The sequence below is a fragment of the Variovorax soli NBRC 106424 genome (genome assembly GCF_001591385.1).
Lineage (GTDB): Bacteria > Pseudomonadota > Gammaproteobacteria > Burkholderiales > Burkholderiaceae_C > Variovorax > Variovorax soli.
Genome location: NZ_BCUU01000005.1, coordinates 1 through 26,677, shown reverse-complemented (window position 1 = coordinate 26,677; position 26,677 = coordinate 1). Strand labels below are relative to the sequence as shown.

The 26,677-nt window shown below is 67.8% G+C and carries 26 protein-coding genes and 1 pseudogene; 12 read left to right on the top strand and 15 right to left on the bottom strand.

Features of this window, described 5'->3' with window-relative positions; all coding sequences use genetic code 11:
• Positions 1–104: 104 nt before the first annotated feature.
• Positions 105–839 (top strand): TetR/AcrR family transcriptional regulator, encoded by a 735-nt coding sequence (locus VSO01S_RS02855; RefSeq protein WP_153305113.1) that lies wholly within the window; start codon positions 105–107, stop codon positions 837–839.
• A gap of 13 nt (positions 840–852) precedes the next feature.
• Here VSO01S_RS02855 and VSO01S_RS02850 read toward each other — a convergent pair whose 3' ends face one another.
• Complete coding sequence (locus VSO01S_RS02850) at positions 853–1,746, bottom strand: LysR family transcriptional regulator (protein ID WP_068640284.1); 894 nt, start codon at positions 1,744–1,746, stop codon at positions 853–855.
• Between the two features lie 180 nt (positions 1,747–1,926).
• Here VSO01S_RS02850 and VSO01S_RS02845 point away from each other — a divergent pair, with 180 nt between their 5' ends.
• Positions 1,927–3,267 (top strand): MFS transporter, encoded by a 1,341-nt coding sequence (locus tag VSO01S_RS02845; RefSeq protein ID WP_084241643.1) that lies wholly within the window; start codon positions 1,927–1,929, stop codon positions 3,265–3,267.
• 39 nt (positions 3,268–3,306) lie between these two features.
• Positions 3,307–4,008: a VOC family protein gene (locus tag VSO01S_RS02840; RefSeq protein ID WP_068640282.1), complete on the top strand. Its 702-nt coding sequence runs from the start codon at positions 3,307–3,309 to the stop codon at positions 4,006–4,008.
• Between the two features lie 709 nt (positions 4,009–4,717).
• Here VSO01S_RS02840 and VSO01S_RS02835 read toward each other — a convergent pair.
• The 3 genes from VSO01S_RS02835 to VSO01S_RS02825 all read right to left on the bottom strand — a co-directional run bounded on the left by VSO01S_RS02835 (position 4,718) and on the right by VSO01S_RS02825 (position 6,461).
• On the bottom strand, positions 4,718–5,140 hold the full coding sequence (locus VSO01S_RS02835; RefSeq protein WP_153305112.1) for a hypothetical protein: 423 nt from the start codon (positions 5,138–5,140) through the stop codon (positions 4,718–4,720).
• A 94-nt stretch (positions 5,141–5,234) separates the two neighbouring features.
• On the bottom strand, positions 5,235–5,639 hold the full coding sequence (locus VSO01S_RS02830) for a VOC family protein (protein ID WP_068640280.1): 405 nt from the start codon (positions 5,637–5,639) through the stop codon (positions 5,235–5,237).
• A 57-nt stretch (positions 5,640–5,696) separates the two neighbouring features.
• Positions 5,697–6,461: a GntR family transcriptional regulator gene (locus tag VSO01S_RS02825; RefSeq protein ID WP_068640279.1), complete on the bottom strand. Its 765-nt coding sequence runs from the start codon at positions 6,459–6,461 to the stop codon at positions 5,697–5,699.
• Between the two features lie 271 nt (positions 6,462–6,732).
• Between VSO01S_RS02825 and VSO01S_RS02820 the strand changes: the two genes are divergently transcribed.
• The 5 genes from VSO01S_RS02820 (at position 6,733) to VSO01S_RS02800 (ending at position 14,037) form a co-directional block, all read left to right on the top strand.
• Entirely contained in the window at positions 6,733–7,923 is a 1,191-nt protein-coding gene (locus VSO01S_RS02820; protein WP_068640278.1) for an ABC transporter substrate-binding protein, read from the top strand.
• A 43-nt stretch (positions 7,924–7,966) separates the two neighbouring features.
• Complete coding sequence (locus VSO01S_RS02815) at positions 7,967–8,845, top strand: branched-chain amino acid ABC transporter permease (RefSeq protein WP_068640277.1); 879 nt, start codon at positions 7,967–7,969, stop codon at positions 8,843–8,845.
• A 29-nt stretch (positions 8,846–8,874) separates the two neighbouring features.
• On the top strand, positions 8,875–11,442 hold the full coding sequence (locus VSO01S_RS02810; RefSeq protein WP_068640276.1) for a branched-chain amino acid ABC transporter ATP-binding protein/permease: 2,568 nt from the start codon (positions 8,875–8,877) through the stop codon (positions 11,440–11,442).
• 147 nt (positions 11,443–11,589) lie between these two features.
• Complete coding sequence (gene acs / locus VSO01S_RS02805) at positions 11,590–13,566, top strand: acetate--CoA ligase (RefSeq protein WP_068640275.1); 1,977 nt, start codon at positions 11,590–11,592, stop codon at positions 13,564–13,566.
• A gap of 18 nt (positions 13,567–13,584) precedes the next feature.
• Complete coding sequence (locus VSO01S_RS02800; RefSeq protein ID WP_068640274.1) at positions 13,585–14,037, top strand: universal stress protein; 453 nt, start codon at positions 13,585–13,587, stop codon at positions 14,035–14,037.
• Between the two features lie 61 nt (positions 14,038–14,098).
• Here VSO01S_RS02800 and VSO01S_RS02795 read toward each other — a convergent pair whose 3' ends face one another.
• From VSO01S_RS02795 to VSO01S_RS02785, 3 genes are all read right to left on the bottom strand, one after another.
• Positions 14,099–14,626, bottom strand: a complete 528-nt coding sequence (locus tag VSO01S_RS02795) for a universal stress protein (protein WP_306301702.1) — start codon at positions 14,624–14,626, stop codon at positions 14,099–14,101.
• A 97-nt stretch (positions 14,627–14,723) separates the two neighbouring features.
• Positions 14,724–16,169 (bottom strand): trypsin-like peptidase domain-containing protein, encoded by a 1,446-nt coding sequence (locus tag VSO01S_RS02790; RefSeq protein WP_245684088.1) that lies wholly within the window; start codon positions 16,167–16,169, stop codon positions 14,724–14,726.
• 45 nt (positions 16,170–16,214) lie between these two features.
• Positions 16,215–16,412 carry a hypothetical protein gene (locus VSO01S_RS02785; RefSeq protein WP_068640273.1) on the bottom strand — a complete coding sequence of 66 codons (198 nt, stop codon included), beginning with the start codon at positions 16,410–16,412 and terminating at the stop codon, positions 16,215–16,217.
• Positions 16,413–16,569: 157 nt separating this feature from the next.
• Here VSO01S_RS02785 and VSO01S_RS02780 point away from each other — a divergent pair, with 157 nt between their 5' ends.
• Positions 16,570–17,307: a winged helix-turn-helix domain-containing protein gene (locus tag VSO01S_RS02780; RefSeq protein WP_245684087.1), complete on the top strand. Its 738-nt coding sequence runs from the start codon at positions 16,570–16,572 to the stop codon at positions 17,305–17,307.
• Positions 17,307–19,346, top strand: coding sequence for a PAS domain S-box protein (locus VSO01S_RS02775; RefSeq protein ID WP_068640272.1), 2,040 nt, complete (start codon positions 17,307–17,309; stop codon positions 19,344–19,346). Before VSO01S_RS02780 ends, VSO01S_RS02775 begins: the two co-directional genes overlap by 1 nt.
• Here the strand turns inward: VSO01S_RS02775 and VSO01S_RS02770 are convergent.
• On the bottom strand, positions 19,336–20,064 hold the full coding sequence (locus VSO01S_RS02770) for a Crp/Fnr family transcriptional regulator (protein ID WP_068640271.1): 729 nt from the start codon (positions 20,062–20,064) through the stop codon (positions 19,336–19,338). The genes VSO01S_RS02775 and VSO01S_RS02770 overlap by 11 nt on opposite strands.
• A gap of 189 nt (positions 20,065–20,253) precedes the next feature.
• Between VSO01S_RS02770 and VSO01S_RS02765 the strand changes: the two genes are divergently transcribed.
• A complete protein-coding gene (locus VSO01S_RS02765) occupies positions 20,254–20,970 on the top strand; it encodes a Rossmann-fold NAD(P)-binding domain-containing protein (protein ID WP_153305110.1) in 717 nt (238 codons plus the stop codon).
• Between the two features lie 115 nt (positions 20,971–21,085).
• Here the strand turns inward: VSO01S_RS02765 and VSO01S_RS02760 are convergent, their stop codons facing one another.
• From VSO01S_RS02760 to VSO01S_RS02750, 3 genes are read right to left on the bottom strand one after another with little or no spacing between them, the layout of a single operon-like run.
• Positions 21,086–22,438: an MBL fold metallo-hydrolase gene (locus tag VSO01S_RS02760; protein ID WP_068640269.1), complete on the bottom strand. Its 1,353-nt coding sequence runs from the start codon at positions 22,436–22,438 to the stop codon at positions 21,086–21,088.
• 12 nt (positions 22,439–22,450) lie between these two features.
• Complete coding sequence (locus VSO01S_RS02755; RefSeq protein WP_068640268.1) at positions 22,451–22,972, bottom strand: universal stress protein; 522 nt, start codon at positions 22,970–22,972, stop codon at positions 22,451–22,453.
• Between the two features lie 51 nt (positions 22,973–23,023).
• Positions 23,024–23,677 carry a BON domain-containing protein gene (locus VSO01S_RS02750; protein WP_068640267.1) on the bottom strand — a complete coding sequence of 218 codons (654 nt, stop codon included), beginning with the start codon at positions 23,675–23,677 and terminating at the stop codon, positions 23,024–23,026.
• 205 nt (positions 23,678–23,882) lie between these two features.
• Between VSO01S_RS02750 and VSO01S_RS02745 the strand changes: the two genes are divergently transcribed.
• Positions 23,883–24,275: a c-type cytochrome gene (locus VSO01S_RS02745; RefSeq protein ID WP_174544702.1), complete on the top strand. Its 393-nt coding sequence runs from the start codon at positions 23,883–23,885 to the stop codon at positions 24,273–24,275.
• A 51-nt stretch (positions 24,276–24,326) separates the two neighbouring features.
• Here the strand turns inward: VSO01S_RS02745 and VSO01S_RS02740 are convergent, their stop codons facing one another.
• From VSO01S_RS02740 to VSO01S_RS27470, 4 genes and pseudogenes are all read right to left on the bottom strand, one after another.
• On the bottom strand, positions 24,327–24,893 hold the full coding sequence (locus VSO01S_RS02740; RefSeq protein WP_068640266.1) for a BPSL1445 family SYLF domain-containing lipoprotein: 567 nt from the start codon (positions 24,891–24,893) through the stop codon (positions 24,327–24,329).
• Positions 24,894–24,936: 43 nt separating this feature from the next.
• On the bottom strand, positions 24,937–25,803 hold the full coding sequence (gene ppk2, locus VSO01S_RS02735) for a polyphosphate kinase 2 (protein WP_084241642.1): 867 nt from the start codon (positions 25,801–25,803) through the stop codon (positions 24,937–24,939).
• Between the two features lie 26 nt (positions 25,804–25,829).
• On the bottom strand, positions 25,830–26,156 hold the full coding sequence (locus tag VSO01S_RS02730; RefSeq protein ID WP_068640265.1) for a hypothetical protein: 327 nt from the start codon (positions 26,154–26,156) through the stop codon (positions 25,830–25,832).
• A gap of 104 nt (positions 26,157–26,260) precedes the next feature.
• A pseudogene (locus VSO01S_RS27470) lies at positions 26,261–26,677 on the bottom strand (hypothetical protein); the annotation flags it as partial.

The window sequence follows — 26,677 nt, the reverse complement described above, 5'->3', positions numbered from 1 at the left end:
CACGGGGTTGGACGGCCTAATAATCAAGCGATCGGTCCGCGAAGCGTTATTTGCGCTGTGGCGGACCAGCCAACGTTCCATACACATTGCCGATGACCCAACGCATGGCCAAGACCGACGAGACTTCGGACGAAAGCACCACCGGCGCCGGGCAGCGCCGCCGCCGCCTCGCCCCAGAGGACCGCGAGCACGAGATCGTTCAGTCGGCGATCAGTTTTTTCGCGAAGCATGGCTTCGAAGGCAGCACGCGCGATCTCGCGCAGCGGCTGGGCGTATCGCAGCCTTTGCTGTATCGCTACTTCCCGACCAAGGAAGCGCTGGTCGATCGCGTCTACGACGAGGTGTTCGTGCGGCGCTGGAACCCCGAGTGGGAGGAGTGGCTCGCGGACCGCACGCATTCGCTCGAAAGCCGTCTCAAGCGCTATCTGAAGGACTACGCGCACTTCGTGCTCCGCGGCGAATGGGTGCGCATCTTCATGTATGCGGGCCTGAGTCGCGCCGGCGTGAACCAGCGCTATCTCACGCGACTTCGCGAGCGCCACTTCCTGCTGATCGCGCGCGAGCTGCGCTTTGCCTACGGCATTCCGGAACCCGAGAGCGCCGAGGCCGAGGATGAAGAAGTCGAACTCATCTGGGCCATGCACTCGAGCGTCTTCTATATCGGCGTGCGCAAGTGGGTCTACGACCTCTCAGCCCCGCGGAATATTGATCGACTGATTGATATGAGGGTCGAATCATTCCTGAACGGCGCGCCGCAAGTCCTGCTGGCCCACCGGGCTGCGGCGGCATCGCCGGCAACAGCAAAGACGAGCAGGAAGGGCCGCAAGCCGTTGGCTTGATGTCTTGCGTTCCTCAGGCCGGACGACCCAGCAAGGCATCGAGGAACCGGGTCGCCGCAGGGCTGAGCGCGTCCGGCCGCCAGACGATGCGGTAGTCGGTCCGCATCTCGAGCAGCGGGAGATCGCGCACGACGATGTTGCCGCCCGAGAACTGCACCAGGCTCTCCTGCGCAGCACACAAGCCGAAGCCGCTCGAGACCAGCGCGAGCGCCGACATGATGTCGCCCGCGACGCAGGCGACGCGCGGCTCGAAGCCAAGTCGGTTGCAGGCCAGCATGAATCTGGCTCGCAGAGAGGGCCCGCTGCGCTCGGGTGTCACCACCCACTCGACATCCCTCAACTGGCCGACCGAGATCTCAGGCACCTTCACCAGCGGATGGTCGCGCGGCATCAGTAACACGTAGGGCTCCGAGCTGTAGACCGCCGAGGCGAGTGCCGGGTCGGTGAGCTCCTGGGTCTGCACCGCGAAATCGAATCGACCGCGGCGTAGCTCTTCGAGCTGCAGGCTCTCGAGCGCGCTCTCGAACTGGAACCGGATCGCGGGATGCGCCGCCTGCACGCTCTTGGCTGTGTCGGGAATGATGCCGTTGTAGAGCGCGCCTGGCATGTGACCGATGACCACCGTGCCGCCATCGCCGGCGGCCCTGCGCTGCAGGTCGAGCATGAGCCGCTCGTTACTCAACAAGAGCTGTCGCGCGTTGAGCAGCAGTTCGCGCCCCGCATTGTTGAGCCGCAAGTTCCGCCCGACTCTATCGAAAAGCGCGAAGCCGACCTTCTCTTCGAGGTTGAGGATGGTGCGGCTCAACGGCGACGCCGAGATATGCAGCAGTTCCGCCGCCTTCGAAATGCTTTCGCTCTCCGCTACGCAGACGAAGTGCTTCAGCGTCCGCAGATCGATGAGGCTCATGGGCTTGTGCTCCGGGCGAAAGGCGCAGTTTAGGGGGATCGGACCGCCAATGTCCGAAACCGTGAGAAAGATTGTCCTTTTCAGTCATCGTCCTGTTGGCGATCATTTGATCAACGCTGATGGCGTGCTACCGCCCGGCCGGGCCTCGCCCGTCAACTTCTCAAGCTCCTAGGACTCCGTATGACTCAAGCACTTCCCGCGTCAGTACAGCGCAAAGTGATCAGGCGGATCATTCCGATCCTGATGCTGATGTACACCATGGCGTACCTCGACCGCATCAACATCGGGACCGCCGCATTGCGCATGAATGCGGAGCTGGGCATCAGCCAGCAGGTATTCGGACTCGCCGCCGGACTGTTCTTCATCGGCTACCTGGCAATGGAGATCCCGAGCAACATCATCCTGCACCGGGTCGGCGCGCGAATCTGGCTCACGCGGATCATGGTGACCTGGGGCCTGATCTCCGCGTGCACTGCGTTCGTGCAAAACGGATGGCAGCTGATCGCGATCCGCATGCTGCTCGGTGTCGCCGAAGCCGGATTGTTCCCGGGCTTGATCTATTGCCTGGCGCTGTGGTTTCCGCCAAACCTTCGCGGGCGCATGCTTGTGATCGCGGTGCTGCCCTGGGCGGTCATCGTGGGCACGCCGATGTCGGCGGCGATCGTGCAGTATGCCGATGGCCTCTTCGGCTTCTCCGGCTGGCGGATCATGCTTTTCGTCGAGGGCCTGCTTCCGGTGTTGCTGGGCTTCTACTCCATCCGCTTCCTGACCTCGAAGCCGGAAGAGGCCGACTGGCTGACTGACGAAGAGAAGCGGCAGGTCCTTGCGGCGCGGGACATCGCGGACGCTCCGGCGTCGGCAGATGAGCCGCCGTTGCGCGTCACCTTGTTGCAGCCGCACTTGATCCTTCTGTCCCTCGCCTATGCGATGGCCCAGATGGGCTTCTATGCGAGCCTGATCTTCACGCCGCAGATCGTCCAGGAGTTCGGTCGCCTCTTCGGTGTCACGCTGTCGACCGTCCAGGTCGGACTGCTGTCGGCGATCCCTAGTGTGTTCGGTATGGTCATGTACTGGTTCTGGGTCGCGCATTCCGACCGGACGAACGAACGCGTGTGGCACGCGATCGCCTCCTTCGCGACCGCTGCACTGGGCATCGGCATCCTGTTGAGCATTCATAGCCTCTACGCGTCGATCGCGGGACTGGCGCTGCTGACTGCTGGTCTGGTCAGCGGGCCGATCTGTATCTGGCAACTGACCGGCATTGGGGTCAGGGGCAAGACCGCGGCAGTGGTGTTCGCCTATGTCAACTGCTTCGGCATCGTCGGCTCGATCGCCAGTCCCTACTTCATTGGCCTGCTGAAGGACCGCACGGGGTCTTATGACGCTGGACTTCTGTTTCTCGCGATTGCCGCGCTGCTCGGCGCCGTCCTGATCTATCTCGCGAGCCGGCTCATGAGGCAAAGGGCGCTCATCAGCCCACGGTCCGCTCAGGTGGGCCGCTACAGGGCGGTCACGCGCTAGTCGCACACCTTCGTCAACACATCATTCCAAGGAACAGCAGTGATTCACTTCGACCATGTCTGCCTCGCAGCTCCCAACGTCTACGAGTCGACTTTCCGCCTCAGTCAGGAGACCGGCCTCGGCAACTACGACGGCGGCTTCTTTCCGCTCTATGGCATCGGCCATCGGGTGGTGCCGCTCGCGCCAGACATCTATATCGAGGTCGAAAGCGTGATCGACCGCCGGCCGCTTGCGCACGGCGAGCCGCTGACCGTCTTCATGGAACGCCAGACGCGCGAAGGAGATCGTTTCATCGGTTGGTGTCTGCGCTCGGACACGCTCGAAGAGCTCGAGGCTTTCGCCGCGCATCACGGCACCACGATCGATCCGAACACCACGGGTCATGAGGCCGGACGCCAGATGATGAACGGCTCGCGCGGCTTCGCACTGCAGGCGCCGAGCGCGACCGTGGCCTGGCCAATCGGCAAGCCCAACCTGTACTTCAAGCCGGGCGGCGGCGTTCATGCGGCGAGCCTGCCGGTGGTGCCGGGATCTGGAGAGGTACAGGGGCAGGGCTTGGCGTGGATCGAGATCGGTGGGACCTATTCCGATCTGAAAGGCTGGCTCGGCGATGTGGCATCACCATCGGACTTCCCTTTCGAGATCCGCTACAACGGCGGCTCTTCGGGACTGTATGCGATGGGCGTACAGACCGACCGCGGCGTGGTGCAGATCCGCCGATCACCCGTCGATATTGGCTGACCGTCTTGGCCGGGGTTTATGCGGAGCGAACGTCGCGAGCTGAACTGAGTCTTCCGCCGAAGCCTCTTAGATCGTTCCATGGTGCCGCAGCATCGAATTCGCGCGCTTCCCAGAATGGCCACGAAGCTCTGACTAAGTGGACACTCTTGCATTGCGCGGGCCTCCATTGACAGGACCTGCCCGGCACCGGCGCATTCGTCGCCGCAGACTGAAAAACTGGAGCGGGTCGAGACTTAGAAGACACCCAAGCGCAAATTCCTAGATGAGATGGATCGGGTGGTGCCCCTCGAAGCGTTGGTGGAGATCGTCGGATCTGGAGAACACGGCGATGTTCTTGAGGTCGAAATTCGCCCCATCGAGGCATGGTTACCCCGCCTGTCGTTCGCTCGGAGACAACGGGCCAATTCTGGACCTGTCGATTGAGATGGCCACGCGCCATCTGGAGATGACGAGCAAGCAGTAATTCGTCAGCGGCCTAGCCGCGGCGCTCTATGACCACCTTCGGAGAACGCATTTCGCTGCTTTGTCAACAAATAGGCGGCTAGTACCGCTTGAGGCAAAGGGCCCAGAATTGCCGTCGAAAGGCAGCCCTGAGAATACCGTTCCGCAGCGTGTCCGGTCCTCATGGTTGTGTTCGACTTTTGCCTGCTTGCAGTTCCGAGAGCCGACATCCACGAGTGGCTCTGGGAGATTCCGCTCGTGGCCGATCTCAGTCCTGTCCCCAGCGATGCTCGGGTAGCAAAGGTGCCTTGCACTTTGCACATCGCTTCGGAAGGATGAGAAGGCCGGTCGTACCAGGGGTGCTACTCGTTGGGTGCGCGCCGCATTTTGGGCAACGGAATATGACAGTCACGTAAAAGAACAACGGAACAAAGCACAGCACCCCGACGACGATCCAAGCGGGGACACCTGAAGCGGTGAGCTTCGTTGGCAGAAACCCTGCAATAAAGAAGCCAATCCCAGGCACAACAGCGAGCCAGAGCCCGAGGCTGTGTCGTTTGGCAAAGCGCCTCGCGGCTTCCTTGTCCGACAAGGTTGGCTCGGTCAGCCACCTCCTTATATGCACCATGAACACCATGATGCTGGCTGCGATGGTTAGCACCAGGGCGACAACGGCAAAGCTGATGATCATTCCTCGCTCCGTCCACTTGAATTTGTAGTCCAGCAATCCCGCCATACGTCCGAGTGACCGCTCATGGCCGCATTCTGCCGTCCCTCATGATCCCTCAAGCGCCGGCCAGCGGTGGGGCGTGACAGGCGACGCAGAGCTTGTTCCCATCCGGGTCACGAAAGTACGCGCCGTAGTAGTTGTCGTGGTACTGCGGGCGCAGCCCGGGCGGGCCTTCGCAGGTGCCGCCATTCTCCAAGGCCGCCTGGTACGTTGCGCCGACGACTTCCCTCGATGCCGCTGCGAAGGCAACCATCTGCCCATTTCCGGGGTGGTGAGGCTGTCCGTCAAAAGGCTTGCAGATGACGAAGAAGGGACGCGCCGCACCTGCGCTGTGCCAGCCAGCCCAGGGCCTCTCTCGCTCGCAGAAGCGCAGTTCGACACCCAGGCTGTCCATCACGGCGCCGTAGAAGCGCAAGGCGCGCTCGAAATCGCTGACGCTGACGAAAACATGGGAATACATGTCGGCTCCTCACGCATTGGTTCTGTGAACTTGTGCATCGCGGGCCGCCCACCAGGCTCAGGCCATGCCCAGCAGGTGTGCCAGCGTGCGTTCGGGCTCCGAGCGCTTGAGCGACACGTTGCGCTCCAGTTGCCGCAGGTGTTCGTCCATGAGCTGCACCGCGCCGGCCGCATCGCCCTTGGCCATGCGCTCGACGATGCGTTCATGCTCGTCGTGCTCGCACGATGCATTGCCGGGCGGCTCGTACAGGGCGACGATGAGCGAGCAGCGCGAAACCATCTCCACCAGGTAGCGCTCCAGGATCGGGTTGCGCGACAGGGCCCCCAGCCGCAGGTGAAAGCCGCTGGCCAGCCGTGCCCAGTCGGGCTGCTCGAAGCGATGCATGGCATCGTGCTCGGCCTTGAGCAGCCGGCGCAGGTCCGCGATGTCGGCCGCCTTGGCGTTCTGCGTGGCGAGGTTGACGATGATCGCCTCCAGCCCGCGGCGTGCCTCGAAGATCTGGCGGATTTCCTCGGGCGAGGGCACGGCAATGATCGCGCCGCGGTTGGGCCGCAGCTGCACGATGTGGTCGTGTGCCAGGCGCTGCAGCACCTTGCGCACCGTGCCGCGGCTGGCGCCGAAGAGCTCGCACAGCTGGGCTTCGGGCAGCTTGGTGCCGGGCGTCAGGCGCTGGTTCATCACGCTTTCGAACACCGCGCGGTAGATGCGCGACTCGATGCCGTCGTCGCCCGGGTCGACGGACGACAGGGCGCCGCCGGGATGCGTCAGCGCTTCGTTGGACTCGATGTCGGAACGGGCAGCAGTGGCAAAAGAGCGGGCCATGGCGCGGCGGCGAAAGAAAAAGAAAACAAGCGGTGGATGGCCGCTAGCTTGCCACAGTGCCGGCGCGCCTGGACCACGCCGGCGAAGCGCCAGCTTGGTGCATGGCGTGAAGCACAAGGGTGCATCACGGGGGGCGCCGGAGTTCGCAAGCGCAAGGCCGATTGTCAACAATCCAAATAGCGCAATGTTCACCAACAACTGTGCGGTTTGATGACATTGGCATGGCGCTTGCATTGCCATGGGCTGTTCACCCAACTCCGGAGCAACGCCCATGTCCTTCTCTTCCTCCGTGGCCCGCCGCAGCTTTCTTTCCGGTGCGGCGGCACTGGCCCTGTCGGCCGGCTTCGCCGGCAGCGCGCTGGCTGCCGAGACGATCAAGATCGGCCTGGTTACGGCCATGTCGGGCCAGTCGGCGCTGGCCGGCGAGGCGATCACGCGCGGCATGCAGCTGGCCATCGACGAGATCAACGCCAAGGGCGGCCTGCTGGGCGGGCGCCAGCTCGAGCTGGTGCGCCGCGATGACGAGGCCAACCCCGCCAAGGGCGTGACTGCCGCGCGCGAGCTCATCTTCAAGGAGAAGGTGACGGTGCTGTTCGGCGGCCTGGATACGCCGGTGTCGATGGCGATCGTGCCGCTTGCCAACCAGGAGAAGGTGCCTTTCATGGGGCCCTGGGCGGCGGGCACCGGCATCACGCGCAACGGCGCCAACCCCAACTTCGCCTTCCGCGTCTCGGCCATGGACGACATCGTGGACGTGGCCATGCTCCAGTACGCGCAGAAGAACTTCAAGTCGGTCAAGCCCGGCATGATCCTGGTGAACAACCCCTGGGGTGAATCGAACGAGAAGGGCCTGAAGGCCGCGCTCGCCGCCAAGGGCGTGACGGCCGCCGGCATCGAGAAGTACGAGGCCAACGACCTGGACATGATTCCGCAGCTCACGCGCCTGAAGGCCGCGGGCGCCGACACCCTGTTCCTGGTGGGCAATGTCGGCCCCTCGGCGCAGGTGGTGAAGTCGCTCGACCGCATGGGCTGGAAGGTGCCGGTGGTGTCGCACTGGGGCCCGGCGGGCGGCCGCTTCACCGAGCTGGCCGGCCCCAACGGCAAGGACGTGCACTTCGTGCAGACCTACAGCTTCTTCGGCAAGCAGTCGCCCAAGGGCGAGCAGGTGACCAAGGCGCTGATGGCCAAGTACCCGGGCATCAAGGGCCCGGGCGACATCACGCCGGCCGTGGGCGTAGCCAACGCCTACGACGCCATGCACCTGTCGGCGCTGGCCATTGCGGCCGCCGGCTCCACCGACGGCGACGCCGTGCGCCAGGGCTTCTACAAGATCAAGACCTACGACGGCCTGATCAAGAAGTACGACAAGCCCTTCACGCCCACCAACCACGACGCCATCGGCCCCGACGACTACGTGTGGGCGCAGTTCATCGACAACCGCATCGTGCCCGTAGAGAACTAGGCGACGTGACCGTTCCAACGCCGTCGCTCAGCTGAGGATCACCATGCATTCGATTTCGTTGTTCCTTGCCGGCATCGGCCTGGGCAGCATGTACGGGCTGATGGCCCTTGGCTTTCACATCACCTATGCGGTGTCGGGCACGGTGAACTTCGCCCAGGGCAGCTCGATGATGCTGGGGGCGGTGCTCACCTTTGCCTTGGCGCAGACTTTCGGCTGGCCGATGTTCCCGGCCGTGGTACTGGCGCTGCTGGCGTGCGCGCTCTACGGGTTGCTGGTGGAGTTCCTGGCGGTGCGGCCCTTTGCCAGGCGCAATTCGAATGCATGGCTGATCGCCACCGTGGCGTTAGGCATCGTGCTGGACAACGTGGTGCTGTTCACCTTCGGCAAGGAGCCGCGCAGCTTGGCTTCTCCGCTCGCCGTGTCGCCGCTGTCGGTGGGCGGCGTGGGGCTGAGCGTGTACCCGCTGCAGGTGCTGATTCCCGTGGTAGGCCTGCTGCTGGCCGCTGCGCTGCATGCCGTGCAGCGCCGCACGCGCTGGGGCGTGGCCATGCTGGCGGTGGTGCAGAACCGCGATGCCTCGCGGCTCATGGGCATTCCGATCAAGCGGGTGGTGGCGCTGGCCTTTGCGCTGTCGGCCCTGTTCGCGGGCGTGGCCGGCGTGCTGATCGCGCCGCTGTTCAACGTGAATGCCGACATGGGCACCGTGTTGGGCCTGAAGGCCTTTGCCGTGGCCATCCTGGGCGGCATCGGCAGCGCATGGGGGGTGATGGTGGCGGGGCTGCTGTTCGGCGTGCTCGAGGCGCTGATCACCGCCACGCTGGGCTCGAGCTACACGCAGATCGTGAGCTTCAGCGTGGTGATCGTGCTGCTGGCCATGCGGCCCAACGGCTTGTTCGGGCGTGCGGAGGTGAAGAAGGTATGAGTGCGGTGTTGCCCTTGGCGCAGGTACCGATGCGCACCGGCCCGGCGGCGAGGTTCGGCCTGGGCAGCCTGCCGCAGATCGCCGCGGTGCTCGCGCTGATGCTGGCAGGCGTGCTCGCCGCCGCCACCGTCAACGGCTACTACGTGTTCGTGCTGGCCAACGTGGCGCTGCTGGCCATCGTGGGCATCGGCCTGAACGTGCTGCAGGGCCTCACGGGCCAGGTGTCGTTCGGCCATGTGGGCTTTTATGCCATCGGTGCCTACACCGTCAGCATCCTGTGCACCAAGGCCGGCTGGAGCTTCTGGGCCGCTTGGCCGGTGGCGGCGGTGCTGTCGGGCGCGGTGGGCTGGCTGCTGGCGCTGCCGGCGCTTCGGGTCAAGGGGCCGTACCTCGCGATGGTGACCATTGCCTTCGGCTTCATCGTCGAGCACGGCGTGATCGAGATGGGCGCGCTCACCGGCGGGCAGAACGGCATCATGGGCATTGCCGGGCCGTCGCTGGGCGCGCTGGCGCGCGGCGAACGCGCGGTGGCCATGCTGGCCATCGTGGGCGCGGGCGTGGTGCTGGCCTTGTACGCATGGTTGTCCCGCGGCACCTGGGGCGCGGCGATGCGGGCCGTGAAAGACAGCGAGACCGCTGCCGAATCCATCGGCATCAACCCGCTGGTGGTCAAGACCATGGCCTTTGCCCTCTCGGCCGTGGCGGCGGGGCTGGCCGGCGGATTGTTCGCGCCGCTGTCGGGCTTCGTGGCGCCGTCCAGCTTCGGCTTCGGCCAGTCGATCCTGTTCGTGCTGGTGGTGGTCGTGGGCGGTGCGGGCTCGGTGGCCGGGCCGCTCATCGGCGCCCTGGTGGTGGCACTGCTGCCCGAACTGCTGGCGGGGCTGGAGGAATACCGGCTGCTTTTCTTCGGCGCCTTGCTCCTGGTGGTGCTGTGGGCTGCGCCGGAAGGCGCCATGGGCCTGTGGGCGCGTTGGCGCGGGGGCGGGGCGCCCACATCGCCGGCGTCGGCTGCGCAGGTTGAGGAAGAGCCGCAGCAGGCAGGCGCCGGCATTCCGTCATTCCTTCTGCGCGAGCGCGTTCGTGCTGCGCTGTCGGCGCAAGGGCTGTCGATGCAGTTCGGCGGGGTGCGCGCGGTGAGCGCGTTGAGCTTCAGTGCGCCTGCCGGCCGCATCACCAGCCTCATCGGCCCGAACGGGGCGGGCAAGTCCACGGCGCTGAACATGCTCAGCGGCTTCTATGTGCCCACCGGCGGCGCATTCACCCTTGGGCAGGACGCCTTGCAGGGCCTGCCCGCCTACGCCATTGCGCGGCGCGGCGTGGCACGCACCTATCAAAGCTCGCAGCTCTTCGCAAGCCTGAGCGTGCAGGACAACGTGGCCCTGGCGCTCAGCCGCGGCGCGCTGGGCTGGCTCTTCGGCGCCAGCCGGCACGGCACGGCGCAACTGCGCGGGCAGGCGAGGGCGCTGCTGGCCTTCTGCGGCTATGGCGGTGCGCTCGAAACACTGGCGTCGGACCTGCCGCACGTGGACCGCCGCCTGGTCGAAATCGCCCGTGCGCTGGCCACCGACCCGCACATGCTGCTGCTCGACGAGCCGGCGGCGGGCCTGTCGCGCGAGGACAAGAACAGCCTGGCCGCGCTGCTCAGGCAGATTGCGGGTGCGGCAGGCATCGGCGTGCTGGTGGTCGAGCACGACATGGAACTGGTCATGGGCATCTCGCAGCAGGTGGTGGTGCTCGATGCCGGCGCTCATCTGGCCGCGGGCACACCGGCCCAGGTGCAGGCCGATCCGCGTGTGCGGCAGGCCTATCTGGGCGAAGCGGGCATGCTCGACGGCGTGCAGTCCGCGGGCCGTGCGGACCATGCCGACGCACCGGAGCTTCTGGGCGTGGGTGCGCTGGTGGCAGGCTACGGCGCCGAGCCGGTGCTGCACGGCATCGACCTGCAAGTGCGGCAAGGCCAGGTGGTGGCGCTGCTGGGCGCCAACGGCAGCGGCAAGTCGACCTTGATGCGTTCGCTGGCGGGCCTGCATCGGCCGATCGTCAGTGGCGGCATTCATCTGGACGGCAAGGACCTCAACCGCCTGGGCGCCGAGCAGATCGTGCAGCGCGGCCTGGTGCTGGTGCCGGAGGGCAGGCAGGTGTTTGCGGAACTGAGCGTGCTGGACAACATCCGGTTGGGCGCATTCCGGCAAGCGCAGCATGACCGCGAAGAGCGCGTGCAGCAGATGCTGGACCGTTTCCCGCGTCTGCGCGAGCGGCTGCACCAGCGCGCGGGCCTGCTCTCGGGTGGCGAGCAGCAGATGCTGGCCATTGCGCGGGGCCTCATGTCCAGGCCGCGCATCCTGCTGCTGGACGAGCCTTCGCTCGGCCTGGCGCCGAAGATCATGGCCGAGCTGTTCGCGGCGCTCGACGCGCTGCGCGCCGAGGGCATGACCATCCTGCTGGTCGACCAGATGGCGGGCCTGGCGCTGGCGCTGGCCGATCGCGCCTATGTGATCGAAGGCGGGCGCATCGTGGCAGAGGGGACTGCTGCGCAGATTGCGAGTGACGGAGCGCTGGCGAAGGCGTACCTGGGAGCGAGCGAGCAGGCGGCCTAGCCTGCAGGCTGCAGCCCGGCCCGTGCAACGGCGGACGGCCGGGCATGCCATCCAGCCGGCACACAACCTTGCGCCAGCGCAAGGTTTGCCGCTGCCCGCTGGCCCACCATGCACATCCATCCGATCGTCGGGAACCAGGAGCCGTGCATGAATCCGCTGGACCATCTTGTCGAACCCCAGGAATATCCGCCGCCCCCTGCGCTGGCGGCCCAGGCCCATGTGGCGGGCCGGGCCGGCTATGCGAGCCTGGCGGCCGAGGCCGAGGAAGACCACGAGGCCTACTGGGCCCGCCTGGCGCGCGAGTTCGTGCACTGGAAGCGGCCCTTCCGGAAGCTGCTGGGCACGCAGAACGCGCCGCACTACACCTGGTTCGAGGACGGCACCCTCAATGTGTCGTGGAACTGCCTGGACCGCCAGGTGGCCGAGGGCCGGGGCGAGAAGGTGGCGATCATCTTCGAGGCTGACGACGGCCACGTCACGCACACCACCTACGCCCAGTTGCTGGCCATGGTGTGCCGGCTGGCCAACATGCTCAAGGCCCAGGGCGTGAAGAAGGGCGACCGCGTCGCCATCTACATGCCCATGTCGGTGGAGGCCGTGGCCTGCATGCAGGCCTGCGCGCGCATCGGCGCCATTCACACGGTGGTGTTCGGCGGCTTCTCGGCGCACTCGCTGCGCGACCGCATCGCGGACACGGGCGCCGTGCTGGTGCTGACGGCCGACGAACAGATGCGCGGCGGCAAGGCGCTGTCGCTCAAGGGCGTGGTGGACGAGGCGCTGGCGCTGGGCGGTTGCGATGCGGTGCGCGCCGTCATCGTCTATCGCCGCACGGGCGGGCAGATTCCATGGACCGACCGCGACCATTGGATGCATGAGCTGACGGCCGCGCAACCCGAGCGCTGCGAGCCGGTGTGGGTGGAGGCCGAGCACCCGCTCTTCCTGCTCTACACCTCCGGCTCCACCGGCAAGCCCAAGGGCGTGCAGCACAGCAGCGGGGGCTACCTGGTGCAGGCCGCGGTCACGATGAAGTGGACCTTCGACATGCACCCCCAGGACGTCTTCTGGTGCACCGCCGACATCGGCTGGGTGACCGGGCACAGCTACATCGCCTACGGCCCGCTGGCCATCGGCGCGACGCAGCTGATGTTCGAGGGCGTGCCCACCTGGCCCAACGCCGGGCGCTTCTGGCAGATGATCGGGCGGCACCGGGTCACGGTGTTCTATACCGCCCCCACGGCCATCCGTTCGCTCATCAAGGCGGCCGAAGCCAACCCGCAGGTCCACCCGCAGCGCTACGACCTGCAGAGCCTGCGCGTGCTCGGCTCGGTGGGCGAGCCCATCAACCCCGCGGCGTGGGAGTGGTACCACCGGCATGTGGGCGGCGGCCGGTGCCCCATCGTCGACACCTGGTGGCAGACCGAGACCGGCGCGCACATGATCACGCCGCTGCCCGGCGCGACCAGCCTCGTGCCCGGCTCGTGCGCGCTGCCGTTTCCGGGCATCGCGGCGGCCATCGTCGACGAGCTGGGCGGCGACGTGCCCAACGGCCAGAGCGGCCTGCTGGTCATCAAGAAGCCCTGGCCCGGCATGATCCGCACGATCTGGGGCGACGACGCGCGCTACCGCGCCAGCTACTTTCCGGCCGAGCTGCGCGGCTACTACCTGGCCGGGGACGGCGCCTCGCGCGACCGCGAGACCGGCTACTTCACCATCGGCGGGCGCATCGACGACGTGCTCAACGTCAGCGGCCACCGCATGGGGACGATGGAGATCGAGTCGGCACTGGTCGCCTGCACCGAACTGGTGGCCGAAGCGGCCGTGGTCGGCCGGCCCGACGAGACCAGCGGGGAGGCGATCTGCGCCTTCGTGGTGCTCAAGGGCGCCAGGCCGCAGGGCGAGGCCGCCGCCGCGCTGGCCGCGCAGCTGAGGACCTGGGTGGGCAAGGAGATCGGCCCGATCGCCAAGCCCAAGGACATCCGCTTCGCAGACAACCTGCCCAAGACGCGCAGCGGCAAGATCATGCGGCGGCTGCTGCGCTCGGTGGCCAAGGGCGAGGCGGTGACGCAGGACATCTCCACGCTGGAGAACCCGGCGATCCTGCACCAGCTGTTCGAGACGCATTGAAGGAAAAAGGGGGCGGCGATGTACCGGCGAATCCTGGTGGCCATCGACGGCAGCCCGACTGCAACCAAGGGCCTGCAGGAGGCACTGCGCCTTGCCCGGCTGACCCAGGCCAAGCTGTGCCTGCTGCACATGGTGGACGAGATTCTGCACATCACAGGCTTCGAGACCTTCGAGGCCTATGCCCACGACGTGCTGCCGCGCCTGAAGGCGGCGGGCGAGCGGGTGCTCGAGCAGGCCCACGAGCAGGCCCGCCGCGCCGGGGTCGAAGCCGAGGAAAGGCTGTGCATGGCCTCGGCCGACCGCCTGTGCGACGTGCTGCGGGCGCAGGCCGAAGCCTGGGGCGCCGACCTGATCGTCATCGGCACCCATGGCCGCAAGGGCGTGAACCGGATGCTGCTGGGCAGCGACGCGGAACAGGTGCTGCGCACCGCTCCGGTGCCGGTCTTGCTGGTGCGCGGCGAGCCCAACTGAGCGCGCGCCACGCAGCGCCCGCGCGCCGATGCCTCGAGGCAGGCGCGCAGCAGGCGTGCAGCTATTCGACGGCGAGGGCGCCGCTCACCAGGCTCGCGCGGAAGCTCTCGGGCGCTTCATCCTCCGCCTTGGCGGGGGCCGGAGGGCGCACCAGCAGCACCGGAGAATGCGCGGCGGCAAGGATCGCCTGCGCGCCGCTGCCCATCACGAGCCGGCTCACGCCGTGGCGCCCGTGCGTGCCCACCACGACCAGGTCGGCGGCCCAGCGGTCCGCCTCGTTGGCCACGGCCTGCGCGAACTTGTCCTTGAGGCTTTCGTGCAGCACGCCCTCGGCCTTGACGCCGCTGGCTTCGGCCGCCTTGACGGCCTCGTCCAGGAGGCGGCGGCCATCTCGGCGCAGCGAGGCCAGCCACTCGCCCGGGTGGCCGGCGTAGGCGTCCAGCGCCAGGGCGAAGGACAGGTCGTCCACCACATGGAAGAAGCGCAGCGTGCCGCCCGTGACGCTGGCCAGGCGGATGGCTTCCGCCTGCCCCAGGCCGGACGTTTCGCTGCCGTCGATCGGAACCAGGATGCGCTGATAGATGGTCATCGGATGCTCCTTGGAGTAATGGCTTCAGTATGGAGAAGGCGGCGTGCGTGCATCTTGATATGGCGCAAGCCGTGTGCACGCCGGCGCGCCGGGCCGGCTACGGCCTGGGCGCGCCGACGGTGGCCACGGGCACGTAGATCAGGCGCAGGTTGCGCATGATCAGCAGGGCGGCCGACCGGTCGCGCGGCAGCCCCTGCACCGCCGCGCGGAACTCTTTTACGCGCGCCACGCGCTGGTCGTTCACCGCCATCACCAGGTCGCCCGGGCGGATGCCCTCGCTGCGCGCGGCGCCGCTGGCCTCGCGCACCAGCAGGCCGTCCTGCAGCTTCAGCTGCCGCTGCAGCTTGGCGTCCAGCTCGGCAAGGCGCAATCCGAGCCCGTCGTTCCACTCGTTGGCGCCTGGCGCTGCCGCGAGGGCAGGGCGAACGCCCTGCGGCTCATCGGCCCAGGTGATCCAGAGGTTGGCGGCCTGTCCCCGTCGCCAGACGGTCAGGCGGCTCAGGCTTCCGGCACTTCTTCCGGAGATCTGCTGCAGCAGTTCCGGCAGCCCGGCCACAGGGTGGTTGTCCAGGGCGGCGAGCACGTCGCCGACCTGCAGGCCCGCGGCCGCCGCGGGCGTGCCGGGTTCGACATGCGCCACCAAGGCGCCGCCTGCTTGCGCAAAGCCGAAGGATTCGGCCAGCGCGGGTGTGAGCTGCTGCAGCTGCGCACCCAGCCGCGCGCGATGAACGGCGCCGTCCTGCTGCAGCCGCGCCAATGTCTGCATGGCCAGGCTGCTGGGCACTGCAAAGGAAAGCCCCATGTACCCGCCCGTGCCTGAAAAGATGAGCGAGTTGATTGCCACGACTTCGCCGCAGCGATTGAACAGCGGGCTGCCCGAGCTGCCCGGGTTGATGGCCACGTCGGTCTGTATGAAGGGCACCTGCCCGGCGCCGCCGATGAACCGGTCGACGGCGCTGACCACGCCGCTGGTCAGGCTGCCGCTGAAGCCGAACGGCGAGCCCACGGCGGCCACCCAGTCGCCGGGCCGCAACGCGGACGAGTCGCCCACCGGGGCCACCGGCAGGCCGTGCGCCTCGATCTTCACCAGGGCGATGTCGGTGAGCCGGTCGCTGCCCACCAGCCGGCCGGGAAAGCGGCGCCCGTCGGCCAGGTGCACCTGGATTTCGTCCACGTCCGATACGACATGCGCGCTGGACATGACGAGGCCGTCGCTGCCCACGATGACGCCCGAGGCGAGATCGCGCTGCTGGCCGAGCGGCATGGCGGCGGGCAGGGGCCAGGAGAGGCGGTCGCTGAAATCGGCCTCGGGCTGGATCTCCGGCTCGAAGCCGGTGTCGCCCACGGTTCTGCCAACGCGCAGCGTGCGGATGTCCACCACGCTGGGGATGCGGCTGACCACGGCCGCGGGCCCGGGCTCCGTGAGGGGCTGGCGGCACACGGCGGCGGCCGGCAGCGGCGCTGCGACGAGCGATGCAAGCAGCAGCTGCGCAAGGCCCTTGCCGAGCGGCGCCAGCGATGTCCAGGGATCGAAGGCAGACATGGCGTGGCACCTGCCGGCCGGGCCGCGGGGCCCGGGCGCACGGCGTCAAGCGTCGATGGGAGCACCGCCGGCCAGCAGCGCAGACAAGCGCGAGCACTGCTTGTGCCCGGCCAGCCACAGGGTCGCGGCCCATCGGGTGAGTGCCAGCGCCTGGTTCAGCTGAAACTGGACCAGGGACATCTGCAGCGCCAGCGGATGGGGCAGGCGGGGCGGATGCTGCGGGGATTTGGAATGTGCATGCATGGCTGTGTCTCCTGTCCGCTCGAATGCTAGGGGCGCCTGGCGGCCCGCACCTTGATGTGGCTCAAGGGACATGGCCGGCGGGGCCGTCGCGCCGGGCGCACTCGTATCCGGGTGAATACCTTGTGTGCGTCGTCGGGCGCGCACTACCATCGGGCGCGTGATTCCTGTGCCCACCCACCTGGCCGTCCTCGACGACGAGCCCGACATCACCGAGTTGCTCGCGACCTATCTTGCCGGGCATGGCTTTCGCGTGACCCAGGTGCACTCCGGCCCGGCCTTGATGGAGCTGATGGCCCGCGACGCACCCGCCCTCGTGCTGCTGGACCTGGGCCTGCCGGGTGAAGACGGCTTTGCCATTGCGCGCCGGCTGCGCGAGCACTGGCGCTGCGGGCTGGTCATCGTCACGGGGCGGGGCGACGCGGTGGACAAGGTGGCGGGCCTGGAGGTGGGCGCCGACGACTACGTCACCAAGCCCTTCGAGCTGCGCGAGCTGGCCGCCCGGATCAAGGCCGTCCTGCGCCGCATCGTGGCGCCGCAGGTGCAGGAGCCGGCACCCTCGGGCAGCGCTGCACCCCGCACCCTGCTGAGCTTCGCGGGCTGGCAGCTCGACAGCGCGGCGCGCTGCCTGCTCGACCCGCAGCGCAGGGAAGTGCCGCTGACCGCCGGCGAGTTCGACCTGCTCAGCGCACTGGCCACCCATCCGGGGCGCGTGCTGTCGCGCGACTTCCTGCTCGAGCTCACGCGCGGGCGCGAAGCCGGCCCGTTCGACCGGACCATCGACGTGCAGATCGGCCGGCTGCGTCGCAAGCTCGAGGCGGACCCGGCCAATCCGCAGCTCATCAAGTCGGTGCGCGGGGCCGGGTACATGCTGGCCTCGCCGGTGGAGCGGCGCTGATGTCCGCCACCACCGGTGCGCCGGGCTTCGACGACGGTGCCGTCTTCCGCTCGCTTTTCGCCGCCAACCCCGACGCGCTGGTGGTGGTGGACCTCAAGGGCACGATCTGCCTTGCCAATCCGGCGGCCTGCGATCTGCTCGGCTACGCGCCCGACGAACTGGAGGGGCTGCCGGTGGACGTCCTGGTGCCCGATGCCATCCGCCCGCGGCATGCGGCGTACCGCGCAGCCTATGCGGCGCATCCGCGCAGCCGCCCCATGGGAACGCAGATGGACCTGGTGGCCAAGCGCCGCGACGGCAGCGAGGTGCTGGTGGAGATTGCGCTCAGCCCGCTGCAGGAGCACGGCCTGCCCTACGTGGTGGCGGCCATCCGCGGCGTGGCCGAGTACCCGCGGGTCAAGCAGGCGCTGCAGCGCGCCCGGTATGCCGAATGCCTGGCCCGGTTCGGCCGCCTGGCGGTGGATGCGCGCGACCTGGAGGTGCTGCTTTCGCAGCTGGCCACCATGGTGGCCGAGGCGCTGCAGATCGAGATGGTGCAGGTGCGCCTGCTGGAGCCCAACGGCACGCAGATGCGCATCGCGGCGGCGCTGGGCCTGGCGCAGGAGCCGGTCGGCCAGGTGGTCGACATCGTGCCGGGCGGTGGGGCCGAGCAGGTGCTGCGCGAAGCCAGGCCGGTGCTGATCGATCGGGATGCGGGCGGCGCGGCGCTGGCCATTCCGGCGCGCTACCTGGACGCCGGCGCGACATGCGAACTGCTCGTTCCGCTGACCGACCGGGAGCGCACGCTCGGGATGATCTGCGCGTTTGCGACAGGCCGCGCGCGTTTCGCCGATGACGAGACGCGGTTCCTGGAATCCATCTCGAGCATGGTGGCCACCGTGCTGCAGCGCTCGGGCAGCGAAGAAGCGCTCAAGCATGCACAGCGCCTGGATTCGGTGGGCCAGCTTACCGGGGGCATCGCCCACGACTTCAACAACCTCCTCACCGTCATTTCAGGCAACCTGCAGATCCTGCAGGAAAACGCCGCTGCGAACGCCGATGCCGTGGCGGCCCCGATGATCGGCGCCGCGCTGCGGGCCACCCAGCGCGGCGCCGAGCTGACGGCCAAGCTGCTGGCCTTCTCGCGCAGGCAGGTGCTGCAGCCGGAGGTGATCGATGTGGGCGCGCTGCTGCAGTCGCTCGCGGGCATGCTGCAACGCACTATCGATCCGCGCATCGTCATCCAGCTCAAGCTCGAAGCGGGCCTGCATTGCCTGGCCGACCCGGTGCAGTTGGAATCGTCGCTGCTCAACGGAGCCATCAATGCGCGGGACGCGATGCCGGCGGGCGGGACCCTGGTTTTCGAGTGCCGCGCTGCCGACGCCGCCGACCTGCCGCCGGAGCTGGCCGGCCAATCGGGCGCGCAGGGCTATGTGGCGATCTCGATGGCCGACACCGGTGCCGGCATGTCGCAGGCGGTGTGCGAACGTGCCTTCGAGCCCTTCTTCACCACCAAGGAAAGCGGCCGGGGCACTGGCCTCGGCCTTTCCACCGTCTATGGATTCGCCCGCCAGTCGCGCGGTGCGGTGCGGCTGCAAAGCGCTGCCGGTGCGGGCACGACCCTGACCCTGTACCTGCCGCGGGTGCGCGCCGATGCCGCCGCCGCGCAGGGCAGCGGCAAGGCGTCGGGCGGCATTCCGGCAGGGCTGCGCGTGCTGCTGGTGGAGGACGATCCGGAAGTCATGGAGGTGGCGCGAAGCTTCCTGGCTTCGCTGCAATGCGAGGTCCGCCCGTGCGCGAATGCGCAGGACGCGCTGCACCTGCTGGGCGAGGAAGCTTTCGACCTGCTCGTCAGCGATGTGCTGCTGGGCCCCGGCATGCGGGGCAACGAACTGGCCGCCGAGGCGCTGCGGCGCAGCCCCGGATTGCCCGTGCTGCTGGTCTCCGGCTATTCGGGCGACCTGCCCGGCGAAGGCGGCGACTGGCTGGTGCTGCACAAGCCCTACACGCGCGCAGAGCTGGAAGCGGCCATGCAGCGGGTTCTGGCCGCTAATCGCTGATCGCAGCCGGCAGCGCGGCCGCCTGCCGCACGAAGCTGTCGAGCGCCTCCACGCGCGGGATGTGGATCTCGCGCCGCCCCTTTTCCAGGAAGCGGATGATGTCGCAGCGCGCCAGGCGCGACAGCGCACGGCTGACGGACTCCAGCGTCATGCCCAGGTAGTTGCCGATCTCGGCACGGGTCATGTGAAGCGAGATCTGGTCGGTGCGCAGCCCGCGCTTGGCCATGGCATCGGCCCAGTAGTGCAGGAAGCTGGCCACCCGCGCGTCGGTGGGCAGCGCGCACAGCGACTGCAGCGAGTCATGGTCGCGCGCGAGCTGGCGGCTCATGGCGTCGTGCAGGGCGCGCAGCAACTGGGGTTGGCTCAGGGCGGCGGTCAGCAGCTGCGCATACGGCACCGACCAGACTTCGCCGGTGTCCATGGCCACGGCGTCGCAGGCGTAGGAGCCGGTGGCGATGGCCTCCAGCCCGAGCCAGTCGCCCCGAAAGTGCAGGGCCACCACCTGTTCGCGCCCGTCGGCCGACAGGTTGACCACCTTGACCATGCCGGTGCTCACCACATGGAGCGATCCAAATTCCTGCCCGACCCGATAGATCTTGTCGCCGGCATGCACCATGCGCCGCTGAACCGGCAGGCTGGCCTGAAGCAGCTGCAGCGTCTGCGCAATGCGCTGCCCGAAAGATTCGTCGCACGAAGGGTGGATGCGTTCGCCGGTCATCGCCTGCTCCTGGGGTTGGCTTGTGGGCGCAAGGGTAGGCGCGGGCGTGTGACATTTGATTCAACATCGCTGGTGGATTGGTGTCCCTTGGTCAACCGCGTGTAAATGAATCGTGACGCGCGTGCGGGCCCGGTCCGAATGTTGACGGGCGTCAAATGCCGTGCGACGGGGCCGGAGTACCTTGGGCCCGTGCTCATCGATCCATGCCCTTGCGATTCGCCCGTGGCGGGCCCCTCGGTTCCGCACGCAGCGGGACTGCGGGACTGGTTTCGCCGCGCCGCACTGTGCCAGGCGCCTTCGCATGCGGCGGGGCGTCTGCGCGGCGTCAACGTGGCCCTTCTGCATCCGCCGGGCGCCGGCGGGCGCAAGACGCTGCTGCACAAGGCCATCGACGACCTGGGGGCGAATGCCGTCTCGATCGAATTCGCCCACGACGACCAGCGCGGCACCCGCGGCGTGGCGGCGATGGCCCGGGTGCTGGGCCGGCTCTACGACGCGGTGGACTGCGCCAACCTGGAGCGGGCCACCGTGCAGTCCATCGCGCAGGAGGCAGGTGTCCCGGTTTTCTGCGACCTGGGAGGCGAGCAGCACCCGGTCAAGGCATACGGCGAACTCTGGACGATCGAGAAGGCAGTGGACGATGCCGGCCGGCGAATCCGCTTCATCGGCAACACACAGGCCGAGCCGGCCCGCACTTTCGTGGCCGCGGCCGACCGCCTGGGCTTTGGCATCGAGGCGGACGGGCAGGGCGCCCAGGCCCCGGCCGTGCCCTTCACCGTGGACGCGAGCGACCCCTGCCGCTGGACCCTGCGCAAGGGCTCGACACCCGTGGGCGAGGCCCTGCGGCTGAACAACCGCACCTGCCTGATCCAGGCGCTGCTGCTGCGGGAGATCCTGGGGCGCTGAAGCAGTCAGTCGCGGGTCACGATGGCCAGGATGACCTTGAAGGCGATCCAGGCCACGGCCGCGACAAGAAGGACGATCGATGCGACCAGGTACGAGTGCTTCATGGTGCGCCACCTCATAGCTCGTAGGTGTCCCGGTACCCGGGCACGGTCACCGGCGTTGCGTAACGCTCCTGGATGGCCAGGCGCAGCGCGTCGGATGCCACCGGCTCGCCATGCGTCACGAAGATGCGCCGCGCGCCTGCAAGCGGGGCCAGCCAGGCCAGCAGCTGCTCCCGGTCGGCGTGCGCCGACAGGCTCTGCAGCTGCACGACCTCGGCCCGCACGGGGATGTAGCTGCCGTGGATCTTGACGCTTGCCGCGCCGGCCACCAGTGCCGCGCCGCGCGTGCCCGCCGCCTGGAAGCCCGTGAAGAGGATGGTGTTGCGCTCGTCGGGCGCGTAGGCCTTCAGGTGATGCAGCACCCGCCCGCCGGTGGCCATGCCGCTGGCCGAGACGATGATGGACGGGAAGCGCAGCTCGTTCAGGCGCTTGGACTCGTCCACCGTGTTGACGATGGTCGCCGTCTTGCCCAGGGCCGCGCAGTCCTGGGCGGCAAGCCGGTGCTCGTCGAGGTGGCGGCGGTACAGGGCGGTGGTGTCTGCCGCCATTGGGCTGTTGAGGTAGATGCGAACGTCGGGAATGCGGCCGCCCTCCTTGAGCAGGCGCAGGCAGTGCAGGAGGGTTTGAGCACGCCCCACGGCGAACGACGGTATGACCACGATGCCCCCGCGCGCCGCGGTGCGGCTGACGATCTGGGCCACCTCGTCGAGCACGTCGGACCGGGGGTGGAGCCGGTCGCCGTAGGTCGACTCGACCACCACGTGGCTGGCAGGCTCGCAGGCCTGGGGCGGGCGCATCACCAGGTCGTCGCTTCGACCGATGTCGCCCGAGAACAGGATGCTGCCGCCCGCCCATTCGATGCGCGCACTGGCGGCGCCGATGATGTGGCCGGCGCGGGTGAGCCGGATGCGCCATCCGGTCCAGGGAGAAAAGGGCTCGTCGAAAGCGCAGGTCTCGAAGGAGCGCAGCGCGGCCTTCGCATCCTCCTCGGTGTACAGCGGCAGGGCCGGGTTGTGCTTGCTGAACCCATGCCGGTTGGCAAAGTCCGCCTCCTCCTCGAGCAGATGGCCCGAATCGGGCAGCAGCAGCCCGCACAGCTGGCGCGTGCCTTCCGTGCAGTAGACGGGGCCCTTGAACCCCAGCGACACCAGGCGCGGCACGAAGCCGCTGTGGTCCAGGTGCGCATGAGTCAGGAGCACGGCATCGATATCGGCGGCATCCACGGGCAGCGGCTGCCAGTTGCGAAGCCGCAGCTCCTTCAGGCCCTGGAAGAGGCCGCAGTCGACGAGCAGCCGGTGTCCGTCGTGCGTGAGCAGGTAGCGCGAGCCGGTGACCGTGCCCGATGCGCCGAGAAACTGAATCTGCATGATCGTGCGCGCCTATTCCATGGAAAGCGCCGCCGAAGGAAGGCTCACATGCGCAGGCTCCTGCGCGGATGCGTCCGTGCCGGGCTGCGGTCGCGCCCGCACCAGCAGGACCGGCACGGGCGCCGTGCGCAGGATGCTCTCTGCGCCGCTGCCCAGCACCAGCCGGCGCACGCCGCGCCGTCCGTGCGTGCCCACCACGATGAGGTCGGCGGGCCATTGGCGTGCCTGCGCCCCAACGACGTCGGCGATCCTGTCGTTGTAACTGTCGTGCAGCACCGCATCGGCCTCGGCGCCCGCGGCACCGGCAGCGGCCTTGGCGCCCGCCAGCATCTCGGTGGCGTTTTCATGAAGGCAGGCGCGCAAGTCGCCCATGTAGCCGGCATAGGCGTCCATGGCGAGCCCCACGGACAACTCGTCGATGGCATGCACGAAGCGCACGCGGCCGCCGGTTACGCCGGCCAGCCGGATGGCCTCGTCCACGCCCAGGAAGGATGTTTCGCTTCCGTCGACCGGAACGAGAATTCGTTGGTACATGTCCGCCCCTTCGAATGCCGCTCGCCGCCTTGCATGCGTGGGCGCAGCAGGTCAGACCACCACCAGCAGGTCGTTGTTGACGGTGGCGATGCCCGGCGCGGACCAGGCCACCCCTTGTGCCGCCCGCCACTCCGCCCACGAATGCACCTGGCCGCGCAGCGTGACCGATGCGCCGTCCACGATGACCTGGATGTTGTGCGCCTCGCGATGCGCCTGGCGGGCGAGGGCGTGGTCGATCTTCGCGGCGATGTTGTCCGCGCTGATCCTGGGGTTGACCACGATCTGGTTGGTGACCGCCGTCACGCCCAGCAGGGGACGCACGGCGGCTTCGGCGGCGCGCCGCTGGAACTGCCATTCGACTTCGCCGGACAGGATGACGTCGCCTTTCTCCACCATGACGCCGATGTTCTGGTCGGCCAGCAGGGCGTTCCAGGTGAGAGCCCGCTTGGCTGCCAATGCAATGTCGCCATCGGGGCGCACGTCATCCTGCGGCAGCCTGACCTCCAGCTCCACCGCAATGGCCCGCACGCCGGCCACCCGCTGGGTCGCGCGCTCAATGGCGTATTTCTCCGAGTGGCTCGCCGGATAGCCGGTGAGCGTGACCACGCCGTCCTTGACCAGCACGCCCACGTTCGTGTGGGTGACCTGCGGATCCCAGGCCAGTTCGGCCTCGACGTCGTTCTGAAGTTGAGCGTCCGTCTTCATGATGTACCTCGCGTTGGTTGACCGTGGCACCACTGTAGGAAGCCGGCGCCGGCCCGGCGTTGCGCTGGATCAAGGAAGCGGCCTGTGCCGTTGCATGGCGGCTGCCAGTGCGACGCGAGCTTTGATGCAGCGCAAGCGTTCAGGAGGCGCAGCGGCGCAGGATGCAGGCTCCTTGATCGCTTTACAGCCCATACGGGAGTCGCACATGTTCCCCTTCAACAAGTCCCGCCGGCGCGCTGGCATCGGGTCTGCCAACCGCCTGGCGCCGCTGTGCGCGTTCGTGGCCTGCGCGTTGGCCAGCGGCGTGGCCGGTGCACAGGCGCGCGGCTACATGCTCTACAACCAGTACTGCATCGAATGCCACACCGCGCAGGTCCATTGGCGCGACGGGCGGCTGGCCAGCGACTGGAAGAGCCTGAACGTCCAGGTGCGGCGCTGGCAGGCCGTGGCCAACCTGAACTGGAGCGAGGAGGACATCCTGAACGTCACCCGCTATCTGAATACGCGGTACTACGACTTCTGGCCCCCGACCGAAGTGACCGTGACGCCGGTGATGGCGCCGCAGGCCCAGCGCCGGTCATCCACGGCTTCGCGTTGAGCCTGCCGGCGGCCTTCCTTGCGCCCGCCAAGAGTGGTACTTCGCCGCCAATCAGAGATCGAGCTTGCTGACCTTGGTGCCGTCCAGGCTCAGGTTGGCCATCAGCCCCGCATTGCTGAGGGCATAGCCGACGACCGCCTGTTGCGCCGTCTGCGTGTCCATGGCCGCCGATGCGCCGCTCTTGAGCATGGTCACCGATGCGTCCGCGCCGGCCGTCCATCCGCGGCTTGCGCGGAACTTGTCCAGGGCGTCCTGCGTCAGGAACAGGATGTAGACCGCCTTTGAGTCCGCGCCGGCCAGCAGGCCGACGGATGCCGCGGTGGTGCTGTAGTAGCCGTCGGTGCGCCCGCCCACGCGAAGCGCGCCTTGCCCGTAGGAGCCCCCGATGCCCAGCCCGGCCGACACCACACTGGGAAACACCAGCACGCCCTTGGCCCGTGCCGCCAGCTCGCGCGAACCGGGCACCTGCCCGTAGAGCTTGGACAGGGCGCTGTCGACGGACGCGTCGACGCTGCTGCGCTTTGCGCTGCTGTCGCCGCTGGCGGAAGAGCCGGTGGTGGTGCAGGCCACGGCGAACACGGTGGCAAGACCGGTGGCGAGGAACTCACGCTTTCTCATGACACTTCTCCTTGGTTGATTGGTTGTTGGTTGGTTGGAAACTTCAGTACCTCTGGGGAATGACCTTGAAGGGATGGGCCGATTCGCGGTAGCCGCCGCGCTTCTGGCGCTTGGGAAGAACGATCCTGTCGCGCGGCACTTCCTTGTAGGGCACCTGGGCGAGGATGTGGCTGATGATGTTGAGCCGCACCTTCTTCTTGGTGTCGGAGGGCGCGACGTACCAGGGCGCAAAGCTCGTGTCGGTGGCGGCGAACATGGCATCGCGGGCGCGCGAGTAGTCGTACCAGCGTGCGTAGGACTTCAGGTCCATCGGCGAGAGCTTCCAGATCTTGCGGCCATCGTGGATGCGCGACTTCAGGCGGCTTGTCTGCTCGTCCGGGCTCACCTCCAGCCAGTATTTGAGGAGGATGACGCCCGAGTTCACGATGGCCTGCTCCACCAGCGGCACGGCATCCAGGAACTTCTCGGCCTGCTCATCGGTGCAAAAGCCCATCACCCGCTCCACGCCGGCGCGGTTGTACCAGCTGCGGTCGAAGATGACGACTTCGCCGGCCGCGGGCAGGTGGGGCACATAGCGCTGCAGGTACATCTGGGTCTTCTCGCGCTCCGTGGGGGCGGGCAGTGCCACCACGCGAAAGATCCGCGGGCTCACGCGTTCGGTCAGGGCCTTGATCGTGCCCCCCTTGCCGGCCCCGTCGCGTCCTTCGAAAACGATGCAGACCTTCAGTCCCTTGTGCACGACCCATTCCTGCATCTTGACCAGCTCGACATGGAGCTTGCGCAGGGCCTTTTCATAGTCCTTGTTGGAAAACGGCGCGGGCTTGCCGTCGTGCAAGGCGGGCGCCGTGTCCGCTTCGGCGGGCAGGGCGGCGGTGTCGTCGGGGATGTCGCTCTTGCGGCTGGATTTCATGTCTGTTGCTCCTCGTTCATCCTTGCTCAGCTGGCGGTTCCGCCCAGCTTTCCTCCAACGCGCGTGCGCAGCTTCTCGCGTATGCAGGCGATCAGTTCTTCCGCCTCGATGACGCCAAGCTTCTCGTACGCCTTGCCGCGCATGATGAAGCCCAGCATCAGCAGGTCCCGCAGCTTCTTGAACGCCCTGGGGTTCTGATGGCCGCAGACGGAATCGTTGTTGTTCAGCACGGCTTCGATGACACCCGCATCGAGCAGCTTCACGTCGCAGATCGCGGCCTCGCGCACGATCTCGAGCATCACGTCGTCGATCTGATGCGTCCACGTCTTCAGGCTTTCGAGCTTGTCGTTCATATTCCTTGCCCCCCGGCGATTCGAAAAGGCCATTCCATCGCATCGGATGCCGATGGGGCTTGATGCAAATCAAGCAAGCGGCGGGTGCTTGGCCCAAGCCGTCGTCATCTGTTCTGCCCGGCGGCGCCTGCCGGTGCCTGCGAAACGGCATCGCGTGCCGCTCGTGCGGCCTTGTGCGCCGCTTCGGCGGCCTTCTCCAGCGCGTCCTGCGCGGCGCGGGCGGCCGCCTGGGCGTCTTCCCGGCTTGCCTTGGCGGCCTGCTCGACGGCTTCGTTGGCGCGCTGCAAGGCCTCCTGGCTGGCCTCGGAGGCCGTCCTTGCTTCTGCCAGGGCGGCATTGGCCGTGTCCCGCCCGGCGTCGAGCGCCTTGGCGGCCGACAGGGTGGCCCATGCCTCGACGCGCCTGGCTGCGTCGGCCGCCTGTTTCGCCGCACGCCGGATGGCTTCGGCCAGGGCCTGCGAGACCTTCCCGGCGGCGACCTTGCTGCGTTCAGCAGCCGCGGCGGCGGCTGCGGCGGCCTT

Excerpts from the sequence above, each read along its gene's own strand:
- VSO01S_RS02855 (WP_153305113.1), top strand. The coding sequence starts at position 105 with ATGGCCAAGACCGACGAGACTTCGGACGAAAGCACCACCGGCGCCGGG.
- VSO01S_RS02850 (WP_068640284.1), bottom strand. The coding sequence starts at position 1,746 with ATGAGCCTCATCGATCTGCGGACGCTGAAGCACTTCGTCTGCGTAGCG.
- VSO01S_RS02845 (WP_084241643.1), top strand. The coding sequence starts at position 1,927 with ATGACTCAAGCACTTCCCGCGTCAGTACAGCGCAAAGTGATCAGGCGG.
- VSO01S_RS02835 (WP_153305112.1), bottom strand. The coding sequence starts at position 5,140 with ATGATCATCAGCTTTGCCGTTGTCGCCCTGGTGCTAACCATCGCAGCC.
- VSO01S_RS02830 (WP_068640280.1), bottom strand. The coding sequence starts at position 5,639 with ATGTATTCCCATGTTTTCGTCAGCGTCAGCGATTTCGAGCGCGCCTTG.
- VSO01S_RS02825 (WP_068640279.1), bottom strand. The coding sequence starts at position 6,461 with ATGGCCCGCTCTTTTGCCACTGCTGCCCGTTCCGACATCGAGTCCAAC.
- VSO01S_RS02820 (WP_068640278.1), top strand. The coding sequence starts at position 6,733 with ATGTCCTTCTCTTCCTCCGTGGCCCGCCGCAGCTTTCTTTCCGGTGCG.
- VSO01S_RS02815 (WP_068640277.1), top strand. The coding sequence starts at position 7,967 with ATGCATTCGATTTCGTTGTTCCTTGCCGGCATCGGCCTGGGCAGCATG.
- VSO01S_RS02810 (WP_068640276.1), top strand. The coding sequence starts at position 8,875 with ATGCGCACCGGCCCGGCGGCGAGGTTCGGCCTGGGCAGCCTGCCGCAG.
- acs (WP_068640275.1), top strand. The coding sequence starts at position 11,590 with ATGAATCCGCTGGACCATCTTGTCGAACCCCAGGAATATCCGCCGCCC.
- VSO01S_RS02800 (WP_068640274.1), top strand. The coding sequence starts at position 13,585 with ATGTACCGGCGAATCCTGGTGGCCATCGACGGCAGCCCGACTGCAACC.
- VSO01S_RS02795 (WP_306301702.1), bottom strand. The coding sequence starts at position 14,626 with ATGACCATCTATCAGCGCATCCTGGTTCCGATCGACGGCAGCGAAACG.
- VSO01S_RS02790 (WP_245684088.1), bottom strand. The coding sequence starts at position 16,169 with ATGTCTGCCTTCGATCCCTGGACATCGCTGGCGCCGCTCGGCAAGGGC.
- VSO01S_RS02785 (WP_068640273.1), bottom strand. The coding sequence starts at position 16,412 with ATGCATGCACATTCCAAATCCCCGCAGCATCCGCCCCGCCTGCCCCAT.
- VSO01S_RS02775 (WP_068640272.1), top strand. The coding sequence starts at position 17,307 with ATGTCCGCCACCACCGGTGCGCCGGGCTTCGACGACGGTGCCGTCTTC.
- VSO01S_RS02770 (WP_068640271.1), bottom strand. The coding sequence starts at position 20,064 with ATGACCGGCGAACGCATCCACCCTTCGTGCGACGAATCTTTCGGGCAG.
- VSO01S_RS02760 (WP_068640269.1), bottom strand. The coding sequence starts at position 22,438 with ATGCAGATTCAGTTTCTCGGCGCATCGGGCACGGTCACCGGCTCGCGC.
- VSO01S_RS02755 (WP_068640268.1), bottom strand. The coding sequence starts at position 22,972 with ATGTACCAACGAATTCTCGTTCCGGTCGACGGAAGCGAAACATCCTTC.
- VSO01S_RS02750 (WP_068640267.1), bottom strand. The coding sequence starts at position 23,677 with ATGAAGACGGACGCTCAACTTCAGAACGACGTCGAGGCCGAACTGGCC.
- VSO01S_RS02745 (WP_174544702.1), top strand. The coding sequence starts at position 23,883 with ATGTTCCCCTTCAACAAGTCCCGCCGGCGCGCTGGCATCGGGTCTGCC.
- VSO01S_RS02740 (WP_068640266.1), bottom strand. The coding sequence starts at position 24,893 with ATGAGAAAGCGTGAGTTCCTCGCCACCGGTCTTGCCACCGTGTTCGCC.
- ppk2 (WP_084241642.1), bottom strand. The coding sequence starts at position 25,803 with ATGAAATCCAGCCGCAAGAGCGACATCCCCGACGACACCGCCGCCCTG.
- VSO01S_RS02730 (WP_068640265.1), bottom strand. The coding sequence starts at position 26,156 with ATGAACGACAAGCTCGAAAGCCTGAAGACGTGGACGCATCAGATCGAC.